This is a genomic window from Arthrobacter pullicola, from assembly GCF_014836875.1.
Classification (GTDB): Bacteria; Actinomycetota; Actinomycetes; order Actinomycetales; family Micrococcaceae; genus Arthrobacter_B; species Arthrobacter_B pullicola.
On the sequence record NZ_JACSQC010000003.1, the window covers coordinates 518,490 to 533,423 of the forward strand.

The following is a 14,934-nucleotide window of genomic DNA, read 5'->3' on the forward strand; positions in this document are numbered from 1 at the left end:
GTGGGTCAGAGAATGATTTTACGGCCGCGATTCCGTGAGGGCCCTGCATGCGGGATGGGGGCTGGCTCTGGAAATCGAATCCGTGCGGTTGCCTGCCGGGGTTGTCCCCGGGTGCGGTCACCGTGTGCCGCCACCTCGATGTGGCCCTAAGACTGGTCCCGGGAGGTAACCCGGCGAGGTCTTAAGTGGCTGGGCCCGACTCATCGGGCCGCTGAGGCCTGGACGCCTCGTTTTTTGTCTCTGCGAGATTAGCACGCGATTCACGGATTTGTGACGCAGATTTCATCTGGCCGGAATCTGTTTCGTTCTTGTTATCAATCGGTGAATTGTTACTGCGGTCAGCAGATTCACCCTCTGCGCCCTTCCGGCCGTCCAGGTAGAGCGAAGCCCCGGGCGCCTTCTTGGCCCGGACGGAAAGGTAGATAAACATGCCGATGGAAACCAGGAGCATGACCAGGCTGGTCCACACATTCAGGCGCTGGGTGAGGCCGAAGAACGTGATCATTTCGGCGTCGTCGATCCGGAGCATTTCGATCCATGTGCGTCCGAGCGTGTAGATTGCCGCGTACAGCCAGAAGAGCCGCCCGCCACGCAGCCGGAAGCGCTTATCCAGTGCCAGCAGCACGGCCACGCCGGCCAGGTTCCAGAGCGACTCGTACAGGAACGTGGGATGGAAGAGCGTCCCGGGCGCAGTGCCGTCGGGGAAGTTGTTGTTATTGGGGTCGATTTCCAGGCCCCAGGGAAGATCGGTCGGGCCGCCGAAAAGTTCCTGGTTGAACCAGTTGCCCCAGCGGCCTACGGCCTGTGCCAGCAGCACACCGGGTGCAGCCACATCGGCGAAGGTGGAAAGTTTGATGTTCGCCCGGCGGCAGCCGATCCAGGCACCTACCGCACCGAGCGCGATTGCGCCCCAGATTCCCAGCCCGCCGCGCCAGATTTGCGGGATCAGGGCCAGGTCCCCGTCCGGTCCGAAGTACGCAGCGGGAGAGGACACCACGTGGTAAAGGCGTCCGCCGATGATGCCGAACGGGATGGCCCAAATGGCGATGTCCCAGACGGCGTCGGCCGGCAGCCCGCGGCGCTTCCAGCGCACCGACGTCATCCACAGGGCCAGGACAATCCCGGCGAGGATGCACAGCGCGTAGGCGTGGATGGTCAGCGGCCCCAGCGAAATGCTGCTGAAGTCGGCTGGCGGGCTGGGAATTGCGGCCGGAACCGCCAGGGACATCGGCATGGTCAGCTCTTTCGGGTTCCGGTGCTGAGTTCACTGGTCAGAGTGCCGACGGCGTCAGGGCCGCCGTCGCGCAGGGCCGCCACCAGGGCGGTTCCCACAATCACGCCGTCGGCATAGGCGCCGATTTCACGCACATGCCCGGCGGTGGAAACGCCCAGGCCTACGCACACCCGCTCTGCCCCGGCCTGCCGCGCTGCGGTGACAACGCCCTCAGCGGCGTCGGACACCTGGTTCCGGGTGCCGGTGACGCCCATGATGGACACGGCGTAGACGAAGCCGCGGCTGGCCTCCACGGTGGCCTTCATGCGTTCGGGGGTGGAGGACGGTGCCACGAGGAAGACGCGGTCCAGTCCGTACTTGTCCGAGGCAGCCATCCATTCGGCAGCTTCGTCCGGGATAAGGTCCGGTGTGATCAGGCCTGCTCCCCCGGCTTCGGCCAGGCGGCGGGAAAATTCGTCCACGCCCATCCGCATCACGGGGTTCCAGTAGGTCATCACCAGGACTGCGGCGTCAGTGGCGGCGGTGATCCCGGCGACGACGTCGAAGACTTCGCGGACATGGAAGCCGTTCTCCAGTGCCTGGCCGGTTGCAGCCTGGATAACCGAGCCGTCCATGACCGGATCAGAGTACGGAATGCCGATTTCGATCAGGTCCGCACCGTTCCGGGCCAGCGCGATGCCGGCGTCGATGGTTTCCTGGACGGAGGGGAAGCCGGCGGGCAGGTAGCCGATCAGTGCGGCGCGGCCGTCGGCCCGTGCCCGGTCGATCGCTGCGGCGGACTTGCTCAGGGTTGAGACGCTCACAGCTGTTCTCCTTCTTTGCCGATCTCGGCTTCAGCTGACTCTTCGTCCAGCAGGTTGAACCATTCGGCGGCCGTCGCCACGTCCTTGTCGCCGCGGCCGGAGAGGTTGACCAGGACAATCTTGTCCTGGGCCTTGCCGTCGGAGCCGGCCGCGAGGCGCTGGCCCACCTTGATGGCGCCGGCCAGTGCGTGCGCGGATTCGATCGCCGGGATGATGCCTTCGGTGCGGCAGAGCAGCTGGAAGGCGTCCATGGCTTCGGTGTCGGTGATGGGTTCGTAGGAGACCCGGCCGATGTCCGCGAGGTAGGAGTGTTCCGGCCCGACGCCGGGGTAGTCCAGGCCGGCGGAAATGGAGTGCGATTCGATGGTCTGGCCGTCTTCGTCCTGCATCAGGTAGGACCGGGCGCCGTGCAGCACGCCGGGCCGGCCCAGGGTGATGGTGGCGGCGTGGCGGGGCGTGTCCACGCCGTCGCCGCCCGCCTCGAAACCGTAAATCTTCACCGCGGCGTCATCCAGGAAGCCGTGGAAAATGCCGATCGCGTTGGAGCCGCCGCCGATGCAGGCGCACACGGCGTCGGGCAGGCGGCCGGTCTGCTCCAGGATCTGTGCGCGGGCCTCCTCACCGATGACCTCGTGGAAGTAGCGGACCATCGCCGGGAAGGGATGTCCGCCGGCCGCGGTGCCCAGCAGGTAGTGGGTGTTCCCCACGTTGGCAACCCAGTCCCGCAGGGCCTCGTTGATGGCGTCCTTGAGCGTGGCCGAGCCGTGGCTGACCGGAATGACGGTGGCGCCGAGCAGCTGCATCCGCGCCACGTTCAGGGCCTGCCGGCGGCAGTCCTCGGCACCCATGTAGACCACGCATTCCAGCCCCAGCAGGGCGGCGGCGGTGGCGCTGGCCACGCCGTGCTGGCCGGCTCCGGTTTCCGCGATGATGCGGGTCTTGCCCATGCGCTTGGCCAGCAGTGCCTGGCCCAGCACATTGTTGATTTTGTGCGAGCCGGTGTGGTTCAGGTCTTCGCGCTTGAGGAAAATCCGCACGCCCCCGGCGTGCTCGGCGAAACGCTTGGCCTCGGTCAGCAGCGACGGACGGCCGGAGTAGTTCTTGTTCAGGTCCGCGATCTGGGCTCGGAACTCCGGATCAGCCTTGGCCTGCTCGAACGTGTCGCTCAGTTCATCCATGGCCGCAATCAGCGACTCGGGCATCCAGCGGCCGCCGTACTCGCCGAAGTAGGGTCCCGCCGCGTGGCGCAGTGAGTCTCCGCCGGCCAGGAAGGACTCTGTCACCTGCTCCGAGACGCTGTTCTCTTCCGCACTGGGCGTACTGGCGGGGATGCTGTTTTCCGGGGTCCCGGTCATGGAGCCTGTCCTGTCCTGCTCTGGTCCGGATTCGCTGCGGGCGGTTCCGGAAATAGGTATGTCGTTAGTTATCCCTGGCCGCTTGCCTGCAGCCGGGCGGCGATCGCGCCCGCCCCTACCTGCATGAACTCGGCGATCGTGGCGGACGGGTCGTTGTGCCTGACCAGCGCCTCTCCCACCAGGACGGCGTTGGCGCCGTTTTCCGCATAGTGCGCAACGTCGGAGGAGTCGCGGACACCGGATTCGGCAATCACCACGGCTTCCGCAGGGATCGAAGCCGACAGTGCCGCGAAGACGGACCGGTCGACGTCGAGGGTCTTCAGGTTGCGGACGTTGACTCCGATGATGCGGGCGCCGACGGCCACTGCCCGCTGGATTTCCTCCGCGGTGTGCGTCTCGACCAGGGCGTTCATGCCCAGTTCATGCGTGAGGTCCAGGTAAGAGCGAAGCTGCTCGTCGTCGAGGGCGGCGACGATCAGCAGCACCAGGTCAGCGCCGTGGGCACGGGCTTCCCAGATCTGGTAGGGGTCAACCGTGAAGTCCTTGCGCAGCAGGGGAATCCGTACGGCGGCCCGGACGGCGTCGAAATCTGCCAGTGATCCGTTGAAGCGCCGCTGCTCGGTGAGGACGCTGATGACGGCGGCACCGCCCTGTTCGTAGCGCACCGCGAGAGCGGCCGGGTCGGTGATTTCGGCCAGCTCGCCCTTGGAGGGGCTGCTGCGCTTGACCTCGGAGATCACCCGCAGGGTGGTGCGGGGAGCATCGTTACCGCCCAAGGCGGCGAAGGCATCAAGGGCAGGAGCCGCCGCAGCGGCGCGCTCCTGCACCTTTTCCAGCGGCACGTCCTGCTGCCGCTGGGCCAGGTCCTCACGGACGCCGGCAATGATGTCGTCGAGAACGCTCATTTAGTGCCCGTTGCCTGAAAGCTTGGAACCGCCGACGCCGTAGCCTGCCTTGCGCATGGCCCAGCCGACGATCAGGCCGACAACCATCAGGCCGAGGCCGCTGCCGAATACCACCCAGCTGGCAAGGACGAAGCCGATGCTGGAGACCAGGCCGCCAACGATCATGATCAGCACGCAGGTCCAGGCGGCCGGCGTGTTGCCGTGGCCGATCGTCTCGTCGTGGATGCTGGCGTGGGCCTCAGCCTCGTTTTCGGGCTTGGTCTCGTGCTGGTCGATGGCGTTTGTGCTCATGGTGAATCTCCTCGTGAACGAATCTGGTCTCCATTCTGCCATTAGCAGGCGGAAACTCTCTTACATGTTGCGCGGCACGTTGCCGTGCCGCGGGGCCCGTCAGCGGTAATTGGTGGGATCTTCACCCTTGGTCAGACGGTCCCAGCTGTCAATTTCGTCGATCGGCGGCTCTGTCGATTCGCCCTTGGCCGCGGCACCGGTGGCCGGCTGGGCAGCGTAGCGCCGTGAGACCGGCCAGCTGCGCGATGCCGCGGCCAGCCAGAACGCGGCCAGCACTATCAGCACACCGGAGGCGGCGGCCAGATACGGCATGGGCGTCAGGCTGACCTCTGCGCCTGCTGCTCCGCTCACTCCGATCGCCTTGCCGACCGCACCGGCAGCACCCTGGGCAGGGTCCTGGATGACGGCCCAGCTGGCGTAGGTCACCCCGATCCCGGCGACGACCAGGACTCCGGCGATGATCCACCGGGCCACCTTCCCGGCAATCGAGGCGGCCAGGGCGGCCGCGACGGCGACGACGGCGAAGGCAGTCACGGCTGTCGCGGCTTCGCTGCCGGCAACGGCAATGTCAGGGGTGTTGACCGCCGCCTCCGGGAGGACGACGTTGAGCCAGGTCCGGGTCGTCGTTCCGAAAGCCGCGGCGCCCAGCAGCACGGTGCCGAACACGACCGTCGACTTGCGACGCCAGCGCGGCGCAGACGGGACGGATTTTGTGCTCACTTAGGGGTTTCCTGCCTCTTGAAAATCGATTCCGTCACTGTAGGAGTGACCGGTTCCAGGCCGCCGGCGATCAAAGCTGCACGCAGCGGGGCTGCCGCCTTGTTGACGGTTTCCAGGGCCTCGGCCTCCAGGTCCGAGTCCGCTACGATACCGCCGCCGGCCTGCACGTACGCTTTGCCGTCGCGGAGCAGGGCCGAGCGGATCGCAATGGCCATATCCATGTCGCCGGCGAAGTCGAGGTACCCGACCACGCCGCCGTAGATGCCGCGGCGGTGCGGTTCCAGTTCGTCCAGCAGACTCAGTGCCCGCGGCTTGGGCGCCCCGGAAAGGGTGCCGGCAGGGAAGGTGGCGGAGAGGACGTCGTAGGCGGAACTCTGCGGTGAAAGCTCACCCACCACGGTGGAGACCAGGTGCATGATGTGGCTGAAGCGCTCCACCTCCATGAACTGGGTGACGTCCACGCTGCCGGGCCGGCAGACCTTCGAGAGGTCGTTGCGGGCCAGGTCCACCAGCATCAGGTGCTCGGCGCGCTCCTTCTCATCCACCAGGAGTTCCTCGGCCAGGGTACGGTCCAGCTCCTGGGTCTTGCCGCGCGGCCGGGAACCCGCGATCGGGTGGGTGATTACCTCGGTGCCGGTTACCTTCACCAGGGCTTCGGGGGAAGACCCGACGACGGCGAAGGGGTTGCCGCGGGAGTCTTCAAAGTTGAAGAGGTACATGTACGGGCTGGGGTTGGTGTTGCGCAGCACGCGGTACACATCCAGGGCGTCCGCCCGGCATTCCATCTCGAAGCGGCGGGAAATGACCACCTGGAAGACTTCGCCGTCAACAATGGCTTCCTTGCCGCGCTCCACAGCCAACAGGTAGTCGGGTTTCGGCCAGCTTTCCTTAACACCGGCGGTGAGCGAGGCAACGTCCACTGTTCCGCCGTCGAGCACCGTGACGGCCTGCTGCGGGGTGTGCGCGGCGAGCCGGTCCAGCATGCTGTGCAGCCGGGCTACGGCATCCTGCCAGGCGTCGTCCACCCGGTCATCGGAGCCGTCGAAGTTGATGGCGTTCGCGACCAGCAGCACGGTGCCGTCGGAGTTGTCATGAATAGCCATGTCGGAGACCAGGTTCATGGCAATTTCGGGCAGGTCCAGGTCATCGACCGGCGGGGAGGGCAGTTTCTCCCAGTGCCGCACCGATTCCCAGCCCACGAATCCGACCAGGCCGGAGGTGAAGGGCGGCAGCCCGTCGAACCTGTCGGTTGACAGCAGCTGCAGGGTGGCGGCCATCGCCTCGACCGGGTTTCCGTCCAGGGGAACCCCCTTGGGCGGCTCGCCCAGCCAGCAGGCCTGTCCGTCCCGGGTGGTCAGCGTGGCGCGGGAGCGGGCCCCAATAAAGGAATAGCGGGACCAGACACCGCCGGAGGCCGCCGACTCCATCAGGAACGTCCCGGGCTCACCTGCGGCGAGCTTGCGGTAGATGCCGATGGGGGTATGCGCATCGGCCAGGACCTTCAGCCGGACGGGTACAACGCGGCGGTCCGCGGCCAGGGCCCGGAACTCCTCCAGGGTGGGACTGATAACGCCTAGATCCTGCATGGTGTTGGGGCTTTCGGGTTAGAAGGGGTCTGGAGACTTAGGCGGACACGGCCAGGCTGCGGCCCTCGAAGCACGTCCGGGTGCCGGTGTGGCAGGCGGCTCCCACCTGGTCGACGCGGACCAGGAGGGCATCGCCGTCGCAGTCCAGTGCCACTGACTTCACGTGCTGCACATGGCCGGAGGTGTCGCCCTTGCGCCAGTATTCCTGCCGGGACCGGGACCAGAAGGTGACGCGGCCGGTGGTGAGGGTTCGGTGGAGGGCTTCGTCGTCCATCCAGCCGAGCATCAGCACCTCCCCCGTGTCGTGCTGCTGGATGACTGCGGCAACAAGGCCGGCGTCATCCCGCTTCAGGGTCGCTGCAATACCGGGGTCCAAAGCGGAGTCCGGGCGGGGTGTCTGGGGGGTGGTATCTGTTGCCATCACTCCCGATTCTAGTGGGTTTACCTCCGGCCGGGCCGAATGGCCGCGTCCCACGGGCAAAGCCGGGGGTTCCGTGCTAGTTTCAGCAGTGATGCAATTCGTTGAACCTTCCCGTGAAGTCCTGGCCGAAACACTGCTTGCGGCCGGTCCCCACGCGCCTACGCTCTGCGAAGGGTGGGATACCCGGCACCTGGCAGCGCACCTCTACCTGCGCGAGCACCGGCCGGCCGCCGCGCTGGGTTTTTTCATGAAGCCGTTCGCCGGTAAGACTGCCAAGGCCATGGATGACATGGTGGAAAAAGCATCCACCACCGAGGGTTACGCCAAGCTCGTGAAAGCTTTCCAGGCGGGCCCTCCGCGGCTCTCTCCCATGCACCTGAAATCCGTGGATAACAGCGCGAACCTTACCGAATATTTCGTCCATACCGAGGACATCCGCCGTGCGGGTGACCGGTGGGCGCCGCGGGCCCTGGATTCCGAGTACTCCGACGCCCTCTGGTCCGACCTGCTCAAGCGTGCAGCCATCCTGTACCGGGGCGTCGACGTCGGCATCATCCTGGTCCGTCCGGACGGTCCCCGGCACGTCGCCAAGCGGGCTGCAGTCTCCGTGGCGATTGTGGGCGAACCCTGCGAACTGCTCCTGCATGCCCACGGCCGCACGCAGCAGGCGCTGGTCATGTTCGAAGGCCAGCCCGACGCCGTCGCCCTGTTGGAGAGCGCCGACATCGGGCTGTAGGGCCTGACGTAAGATTCGGCGGTTAGATAGTCGCCGTGTCGATCACGAACCGGTAGCGCACATCGGACTTCAGCACCCGCTCGTAGGCGGTGTTGATTTCGCTGGCGTCGATCAGCTCGATTTCCGGTGCAATGCCGTGCTCGGCGCAGAAGTCCAGCATTTCCTGGGTCTCGCCAATGCTGCCGATGCCCGACGCCGCGAACGAACGGCGGTTGCGCATCAGGCCAAAGACCGAAACCGGCAGCGCCTCGGGCGGTGCACCTACGTTGACCATCGTGCCGTCGAGACGCAGCAGGTCCAGGTAGGACTGCAGGTCCACCGGAGCGCTGACGGTGTTGATGATCAGGTCAAAGCTGTTGGCCAGCTTCTCGAAGGTGGCGGCGTCGCTCGTGGCGTAGTAATGCTCAGCACCGAAACGCAGGCCGTCCTCCTGCTTGTTCAGCGTCTGGGACAGGACGGTAACTTCGGCCCCCATGGCGGCGGCGATCTTGACGGCCATGTGGCCGAGCCCACCCATTCCGACGACGGCGACCTTCTTGCCCGGTCCCGCGTTCCAGTGGGCCAGGGGCGAGTAGGTGGTGATGCCGGCGCAGAGCAGCGGAGCTGCGGCTTCGTAGGGGATGCTCTCCGGAACCCGGAGGACGAAGTCCTGGTTGACCACCACGGAGGTGGAGTAGCCGCCCTGGGTGATCGTGCCGTCTACGTCCTTGCTGGCGTATGTGCCGGTGTTGCCTTTGAGGCAGTAGTTCTCCATGCCGGCCAGGCAGTTCTCACACTCGCGGCAGGAGTTCACCATGCAGCCCACGCCCACCCGGTCTCCGACCTTATGGGAGGTGACCTCAGCGCCAACCTCGGCCACGGTGCCCACGATTTCGTGGCCAACCACCTGCGGGTAGGCGATGGGTCCCCATTCGCCGCGGACGGTGTGGATGTCGGAGTGGCAGACCCCGGCGTAGGCGATGTCGATCAGCACGTCGTGCGGGCCGACGTCGCGGCGTTCAATCGTGGTGGGGACCAGCGGGTCCGTGGCGGAGGTGGCAGCGTAGGCGCGTGCGGTCGTCATAAAATCTCCGAAACTGTGGGGTCTGTGTGTACAACTTCCGTAGTCAACGCTACTGGGTCCGGGCCCCTTCGCCGAGGCAATGTCAGTGCTCCCGGGAGTGCCGCTTGATGGGGTCATTAGTAATGACCCCATCAGCGCCGCGTACAGTCGGATGCATGAACAACCGAACCGAGATGCGCGAGTTCCTTGCGTCCCGCCGGGCGAAAATCCGGCCGGAGGATGTTGGCCTGCCGGTAGGCACCAACCGCCGTGTTCCCGGTCTGCGCCGGGAGGAACTTGCTGCCCTGGCAGGTGTCAGCGTGAGCTGGTACATCCGTCTCGAGCGCGGGGACGCCGTCGGCGCCTCCGACGCGGTCCTGAACGCGATCGCCCGCACCCTCAAGCTCGACGACGTCGAGCGCCGGCATCTCTACGACCTGAGCCGTGGCTCGAACGGCGGTGCGCCGAAGCCTGCGCGGCGGCGGCAGTCCTCCCCCGCCGTCCGGAGCACGCTCCAGCTGGTCCTGGACCAGATGACCACGCTGCCGGCGGTCATCCAGAATGACCGCACCGACATCCTCGCCCTGAATGCTCCTGCGCGGGCGCTGTACGCCGGGCTGATCAACGGCACCGGCGGGCCCTGGAACCATGCCCGTTACATTCATCTGGATCCGGGATCCCAGCAGTTCTACCGCGACTGGAACGAGATAGCTGACTACAGTGCGGCCATGCTGCACGTCTCGGCCGGACGCAATCCGTACGACCGGGAACTGTCCAACCTGATCGGCGAGCTCGCCACCCAGTCCGAGGACTTCCGGGTGCGGTGGGCCAAGCACAACCTGCACGAGCATCAGTCCGGGGTGAAAAAGGTCCACCATCACGACGTCGGGGACATGGACCTGATTTATGAGACCCTGTCCGTGCAGGGCAACCCGGCCCTGGCGATGTTTATCTACACCGCCGAACCGGGCAGCCTTTCCGCCGAGGCACTGCAGCGCCTGTCTGCATCAGTGCCTGTGGCTGTACGCCAGGGCTAACCCGGCAGCACTTCACGGGCTTCACTTCACTGGGCTTCACTTCACTGAGCGTCGCGTTGCTCGTTTTTGGGGAGCGTTTCCCGGACCAACTGATAGGAACCTTCCACCAGATCCTTGACCAGGTCCTCGGTGATACCCTCGCCGGCGCCGACGCTCACCCAGTGCTCCTTGTCCAGATAACGGCCACGGGTGATCGACGCGTACTCGCGCCGCAGGGAGTGCCCGCGGTCGGGTTCGGCCTTAACGGTGATGATTAGCTCGTCCGGATCGTCGGTGACGATCAGGAACACTTTGCTGCCGACCTTGTACACGTCCAGGGCCTTTGTGAAGGGGCGCCCGTTCGACACCAGGGGCAGAGAGTCTGCCGTTCTCCGGGCGGTCCGCTGCAGCTGTTCACCGTCCAGCCTCACGCAGTCTCCGTCCGTGGTTTTCCGAAGCTGTCAGGGTCGACGGGCCGCTCCGCGCGCGGCAGTCCCGCCACAACCAGCCGGTACGACTCCATGACCAGCTCCCGGACCATGTCCCCATCCAGGGTCTCGCTGTCCAGAGGCTCGCCGCCGCCCTTGCCTTGGGTGTCGGCGTCTTGCGTGTCGGGAATTCCTCGGCCGCCTCGCGTGCAGCGTCCTGCAGCTCCTGTCCCTCCACGGCGCCCCTAGCGGACGGGGTAACCCGCGTCCGCGATCGCCTTCTTGACGTCAGCGATGGCGTTGTCCGGCCCGAAGTGGAAGATCGACGCGGCCAGGACGGCGTCCGCACCGGCAGCGATGGCCGGCGGGAAGTGCTCCGGCACGCCGGCTCCCCCGGAGGCGATCAGCGGCACGTGCACCGCGGCGCGGACGGCGCGGATCATTTCCAGGTCGAACCCGTCACGGGTGCCGTCGGCGTCGATCGAGTTCAGCAGGATCTCCCCCACACCCCGGTCAGCGGCTTCTTTTGCCCATTCAACGGCGTCGATCCCGGTGCCCTTGCGGCCGCCGTGGGTGGTGATTTCGAAGCCCGACGGCGTGGATCCGTCGTGGATGCGCCGGGCATCCACGGAGAGCACCAGCACCTGGGATCCGAAATGCCGGGTGATTTCATCAATGATGTCCGGGCGGGCGACGGCGGCGGAGTTGATCGAGGCTTTGTCCGCGCCGGAGCGCAGCAGCCGGTCGACGTCGTCAATAGTGCGGACACCGCCACCGACGGTCAGCGGAATGAAAACTTCCTCCGCGGTGCGGGAGACGCCGTCGAACACGGTTTCGCGGGCACCGGAGGACGCGGTGACATCGAGGAACGTGAGTTCATCGGCTCCGGCCCGGTCGTACCGGTGGGCCAGTTCGACTGGATCACCGGCGTCCCGCAGCCCCTCGAAGTTGATGCCTTTGACCACACGGCCGGCGTCGACGTCCAAGCAGGGGATGACGCGAATGGCAACACTCATGTCAGCTCTTCCCTAGATCCGGCAGGCGTGGATGGTGCTGACCAGGATGGCGCGGGCGCCGAGATCGTACAGCTCATCCATGATTCGGTTGGTGTCGGACTTCTTGATCATGGAGCGCACAGCCACCCAGTCCGAGTCCCGCAGCGGGGAGACGGTCGGGGATTCCAGGCCAGGAGTCAGCGCGGCGGCTGCTTCGACCAGTTCCTTGCGGACGTCGTAGTCCATCATCACGTACTGGCGGGCCACCAGGACACCCTTGAGCCGGCGCTTGAGCACGTCCAGTCCGGCCGGGTTGGCGCCTTTGCGGCCGATCATCACGGCCTCGGATTTCAGGATCGGTTCCCCGAAGATCTCCATGCCGGCGGCGCGGAGAGTGGTTCCGGTTTCGACGACGTCGGCAATCGCGTCAGCGACGCCAAGGCGCACGGAGGATTCGACGGCACCGTCGAGGCGGACCACGGACGCATCCACGCCGTGTTCGGCGAGGTAGTCGCGCAGCAGGCCGTCGTAGCTGGTGGCGACGCGCTTGCCATTCAGTTCGGCCATCGAGGAGAAGTCCCCAACCGGCCCGGCGAAGCGGAAGGTTGAGGCGCCGAAGCCGAGGCTCATCAGTTCTTCGGCGTCCACCTGGGCGTCCAGGAACAGGTCGCGGCCGGTGAGTCCGACGTCGAGCGTTCCGGAGCCGACATAAACCGCAATGTCGCGGGGGCGGAGGAAGAAGAACTCGATGTCATTGTCGGGATCAACCATCACCAGTTCGCGGCTGTCGCGGCGCTGGCGGTATCCGGCTTCGGAGAGCATGGCGGAAGCGGATTCGGACAGGGCACCCTTGTTGGGCACGGCTACACGGAGCATTTAATTGTTTCTTTCGCTGGAAGTCAGATGGGAGCTGGGCCTGCCGGCGGGCCACACGCTGCCTGAGCGGAACTCAGGGCAGCACGTGGCTAGAGATGCTTGTAAATGTCCTGCAGGGTGAGGCCTTTGGCCAGCATCAGCACCTGCAGGTGGTAGAGCAGCTGCGAGATTTCCTCAGCGGCGGCTTCATCCGACTCGTACTCGGCGGCCATCCAGACTTCGGCGGCTTCTTCGACAACCTTCTTGCCGATGCCGTGCACGCCGGACTCCAGTTCGGCGACGGTGCGAGACCCGGCAGGCCGGGTCGCCGCCTTCTCACTGAGTTCGGCAAATAGCTCTTCGAAGGTTTTCACAGATCAAGGGTACGCTCTGGCGCGGGTCGGCGCGGAATTGGGTGTGGGTGTGACGGCAGCCTATCGGACACGTCCCGTCACATCAGCAGCCTCCATTCTGATTCCTAGCACTTACAACAGTTTTAGCCGAGTGCCCTTTCTGGGTCTATGACGTGACGACGTCGACCCCTGTTACGTGGCGTCCTTCGCCCCCGCCACGTCACAGCCCAGCGGTAGTGAGAACCGGCATAGGCATAGTCAGTTATCTGAGAGCTCCATTTCAATTTCTCTCATCAACTCAACAAACTCCCAATCCAACGTGTCTTCAGACACCATAGCCGCAAGCTTTCTTGCCGTAATACCAGGAAGTTTATTAGCGTTTGTATGGGAATTCCAGCCGTTAATCACACTCTTTGCCGGAGCCATCACTATCCTTCCAGAAAGATCTGCCCAGTCGCTTTCAAACGCACTAAAGGCCTTCGAGTACTTCGTTGACTCATCGAGTTTGGAATCCAATTCCGCAACATAGTGTTTTGTGTATTGGCCTTGAATTTCGTTTTTCATACCGTCACAGATTTCCATCAGCGTATTGCAAACGACGCTGATCTCAAGCTTCGTGACTTTAGCAATAAGAACTGGTTCGAGGAGATAGCTCTCAATCTCCTTCCGTCGCCATATGTGAGCTGACACCCCAAAACGAGATACCTTTTGAATCAACTCAGTGGACTCCGAATCAGTCCGATAATCGCGATCGAGGATTAGCCGAACACTAACCGCGTTGCCAAGAAAATGCTGTTTTAACCATCCGAACGACTCAACGCCCGGCCAGTGCGAATATCCGCCGATTCCTATGACAGCTAATCCGCTTTCCGAAGCTACGTGCCTGCATCCCAGCCGTTCAGCAATTATCCGAATTAGCTTCATATCGTCACCTTCAACAAAGAGGGCAACCTTGGCCTTTAGCGCACGAGCCATGGACAGATTAAAAGAACTCCCAAGTCCCGACGATACAGATTCCATTTCCGAACTGTCAGAGATTCTGCGCGCCTTGTTTGCGGAGCGCTCAATCCATGTCAGACGCGCAGCGTCCGATTCGCTTGCCACCTCAGAGGCGTGGGACGACAAGATAACTTGCCGACCGCTGGCCTCGAGGACTCGTACTAGTCTCCTTTGCAAATCTGGATGCAAGAACACATCCGGCTCATCCAGAATGATTGTTTCTGATTCACGAGTCCTCCAAACGTGGAAGAGCACTTGGAGCCAGATCTGCAGTCCATCTCCGGCCCAAACTATTTCTTTTTCTGTCCTGCTCACTGCATCTAGATAATACAGGTTGAGCCATGTACCGCCGTCACGTATCGAAGTCGTGATCTGGAGACTACTGAGCTCCTCAGTGTGTTCTAGGAGGAAGCTTATCAACAATGCAAAATCTGTATCACTTGATATTTTTGTAGCATATAAATGATTTCTAAAGTGCCGGCTAAACAGTTTCGTCTCCACGTGTGTGCGGAGATGAGCCTCGCTCACCGTCTTTTCATTTTTTTCCACTGGACTCAGCGTAGGAACGATACCAACCGTTGAAATTAATTTTTTGGCCGCCGCAGCGTTCACCACGTGAGAACCTTTGTGCTCGAGCCAGAAAAAAGGTGCCTCATCGATCGGCCAAACTATGTTGACCGTGGCTCCGGACGTGTACGTTAATCCAATACGCGTGAGTTCTTCCTCAAACTCGAATTGAACGTTCTCATTATTGAAACCGGATTCAGGTATCCGTGCTAAAGGATAACCCATGACCGTTTTATTCTTGTCGTAGTACACATCCTTGGGTCCAACCCGGGCCGCAATCTTTGTCGCAGCATACGCGAGCCGCGTGGCTTCTATGATGGTACTCTTTCCGGCATTATTTGGACCAACCAATAGTGCGCCGTTTTTAAACTGGATAGAATAAGTCTTAAATCCTTTATACCTTGTAAGCGTGAGACTTTTTAGCATTTGTGTCGGTATCCCCCATAATTTTTGGTCTGAACGAAGATCATATATCTGTTCAGGGAGCGACCGCGCCTTGGTCAACGTGTGGCCCACGAGTGAGACAGCTGGGCCTCGTCGTTAGTGGCCACATCACTTTCAGGTCCGTTGCGGGGCCCGGAACTGAGTTCCATTCCCTGTCCTCCCAAAAGATGGTCACCACATTAGT

16 protein-coding genes are annotated in these 14,934 nt (G+C 63.5%); 2 read left to right on the forward strand and 14 right to left on the reverse strand.

The window, feature by feature from the left end; translation table 11 throughout:
* Positions 1-181 precede the first annotated feature (181 nt).
* The 8 genes from lgt to hisI all read right to left on the reverse strand — a co-directional run bounded on the left by lgt (position 182) and on the right by hisI (position 7,315).
* The gene (lgt, locus tag H9638_RS08575; protein ID WP_191746769.1) at positions 182-1,234 is read right to left on the reverse strand and encodes a prolipoprotein diacylglyceryl transferase; all 1,053 of its coding nucleotides are present in this window, start codon (positions 1,232-1,234) and stop codon (positions 182-184) included.
* A gap of 2 nt (positions 1,235-1,236) precedes the next feature.
* The gene (trpA, locus tag H9638_RS08580; RefSeq protein ID WP_191746770.1) at positions 1,237-2,037 is read right to left on the reverse strand and encodes a tryptophan synthase subunit alpha; all 801 of its coding nucleotides are present in this window, start codon (positions 2,035-2,037) and stop codon (positions 1,237-1,239) included.
* Complete coding sequence (gene trpB / locus H9638_RS08585; protein ID WP_225217155.1) at positions 2,034-3,392, reverse strand: tryptophan synthase subunit beta; 1,359 nt, start codon at positions 3,390-3,392, stop codon at positions 2,034-2,036. The genes trpA and trpB overlap by 4 nt, the downstream gene beginning before the upstream one ends.
* Before the next feature lie 68 nt (positions 3,393-3,460).
* Positions 3,461-4,297, reverse strand: a complete 837-nt coding sequence (gene trpC, locus H9638_RS08590) for an indole-3-glycerol phosphate synthase TrpC (RefSeq protein ID WP_191746771.1) — start codon at positions 4,295-4,297, stop codon at positions 3,461-3,463.
* Positions 4,298-4,588, reverse strand: a complete 291-nt coding sequence (locus tag H9638_RS08595; protein WP_191746772.1) for an HGxxPAAW family protein — start codon at positions 4,586-4,588, stop codon at positions 4,298-4,300.
* Between the two features lie 99 nt (positions 4,589-4,687).
* Positions 4,688-5,308, reverse strand: coding sequence for a Trp biosynthesis-associated membrane protein (locus H9638_RS08600; RefSeq protein WP_191746773.1), 621 nt, complete (start codon positions 5,306-5,308; stop codon positions 4,688-4,690).
* Positions 5,305-6,894: an anthranilate synthase component I gene (locus tag H9638_RS08605; protein WP_191746774.1), complete on the reverse strand. Its 1,590-nt coding sequence runs from the start codon at positions 6,892-6,894 to the stop codon at positions 5,305-5,307. Before H9638_RS08605 ends, H9638_RS08600 begins: the two co-directional genes overlap by 4 nt.
* 37 nt (positions 6,895-6,931) lie before the next feature.
* Positions 6,932-7,315: a phosphoribosyl-AMP cyclohydrolase gene (gene hisI / locus H9638_RS08610; protein ID WP_191746775.1), complete on the reverse strand. Its 384-nt coding sequence runs from the start codon at positions 7,313-7,315 to the stop codon at positions 6,932-6,934.
* Between the two features lie 91 nt (positions 7,316-7,406).
* Here hisI and H9638_RS08615 point away from each other — a divergent pair, with 91 nt between their 5' ends.
* A complete protein-coding gene (locus H9638_RS08615; protein ID WP_191746776.1) occupies positions 7,407-8,051 on the forward strand; it encodes a TIGR03085 family metal-binding protein in 645 nt (214 codons plus the stop codon).
* A gap of 22 nt (positions 8,052-8,073) precedes the next feature.
* On the opposite strand, the gene H9638_RS08620 is transcribed toward H9638_RS08615, so the two are convergent.
* A complete protein-coding gene (locus tag H9638_RS08620) occupies positions 8,074-9,114 on the reverse strand; it encodes an NAD(P)-dependent alcohol dehydrogenase (protein WP_191746777.1) in 1,041 nt (346 codons plus the stop codon).
* A gap of 155 nt (positions 9,115-9,269) precedes the next feature.
* Between H9638_RS08620 and H9638_RS08625 the strand changes: the two genes are divergently transcribed.
* Positions 9,270-10,130: a helix-turn-helix transcriptional regulator gene (locus H9638_RS08625; protein WP_191746778.1), complete on the forward strand. Its 861-nt coding sequence runs from the start codon at positions 9,270-9,272 to the stop codon at positions 10,128-10,130.
* A 41-nt stretch (positions 10,131-10,171) separates the two neighbouring features.
* Here the strand turns inward: H9638_RS08625 and H9638_RS08630 are convergent, their stop codons facing one another.
* The 5 genes from H9638_RS08630 to H9638_RS08650 form a co-directional block, all read right to left on the reverse strand.
* Entirely contained in the window at positions 10,172-10,540 is a 369-nt protein-coding gene (locus tag H9638_RS08630; protein ID WP_191746779.1) for an MmcQ/YjbR family DNA-binding protein, read from the reverse strand.
* A gap of 242 nt (positions 10,541-10,782) precedes the next feature.
* Complete coding sequence (gene hisF, locus H9638_RS08635; protein ID WP_191746780.1) at positions 10,783-11,553, reverse strand: imidazole glycerol phosphate synthase subunit HisF; 771 nt, start codon at positions 11,551-11,553, stop codon at positions 10,783-10,785.
* Positions 11,554-11,565: 12 nt separating this feature from the next.
* The gene (hisG, locus tag H9638_RS08640; protein ID WP_191746781.1) at positions 11,566-12,408 is read right to left on the reverse strand and encodes an ATP phosphoribosyltransferase; all 843 of its coding nucleotides are present in this window, start codon (positions 12,406-12,408) and stop codon (positions 11,566-11,568) included.
* Between the two features lie 89 nt (positions 12,409-12,497).
* The gene (locus tag H9638_RS08645; RefSeq protein WP_066298286.1) at positions 12,498-12,761 is read right to left on the reverse strand and encodes a phosphoribosyl-ATP diphosphatase; all 264 of its coding nucleotides are present in this window, start codon (positions 12,759-12,761) and stop codon (positions 12,498-12,500) included.
* Positions 12,762-12,998: 237 nt separating this feature from the next.
* Entirely contained in the window at positions 12,999-14,732 is a 1,734-nt protein-coding gene (locus H9638_RS08650) for an ATP-dependent nuclease (protein ID WP_404799654.1), read from the reverse strand.
* Between the last annotated feature and the right edge of the window lie 202 nt (positions 14,733-14,934).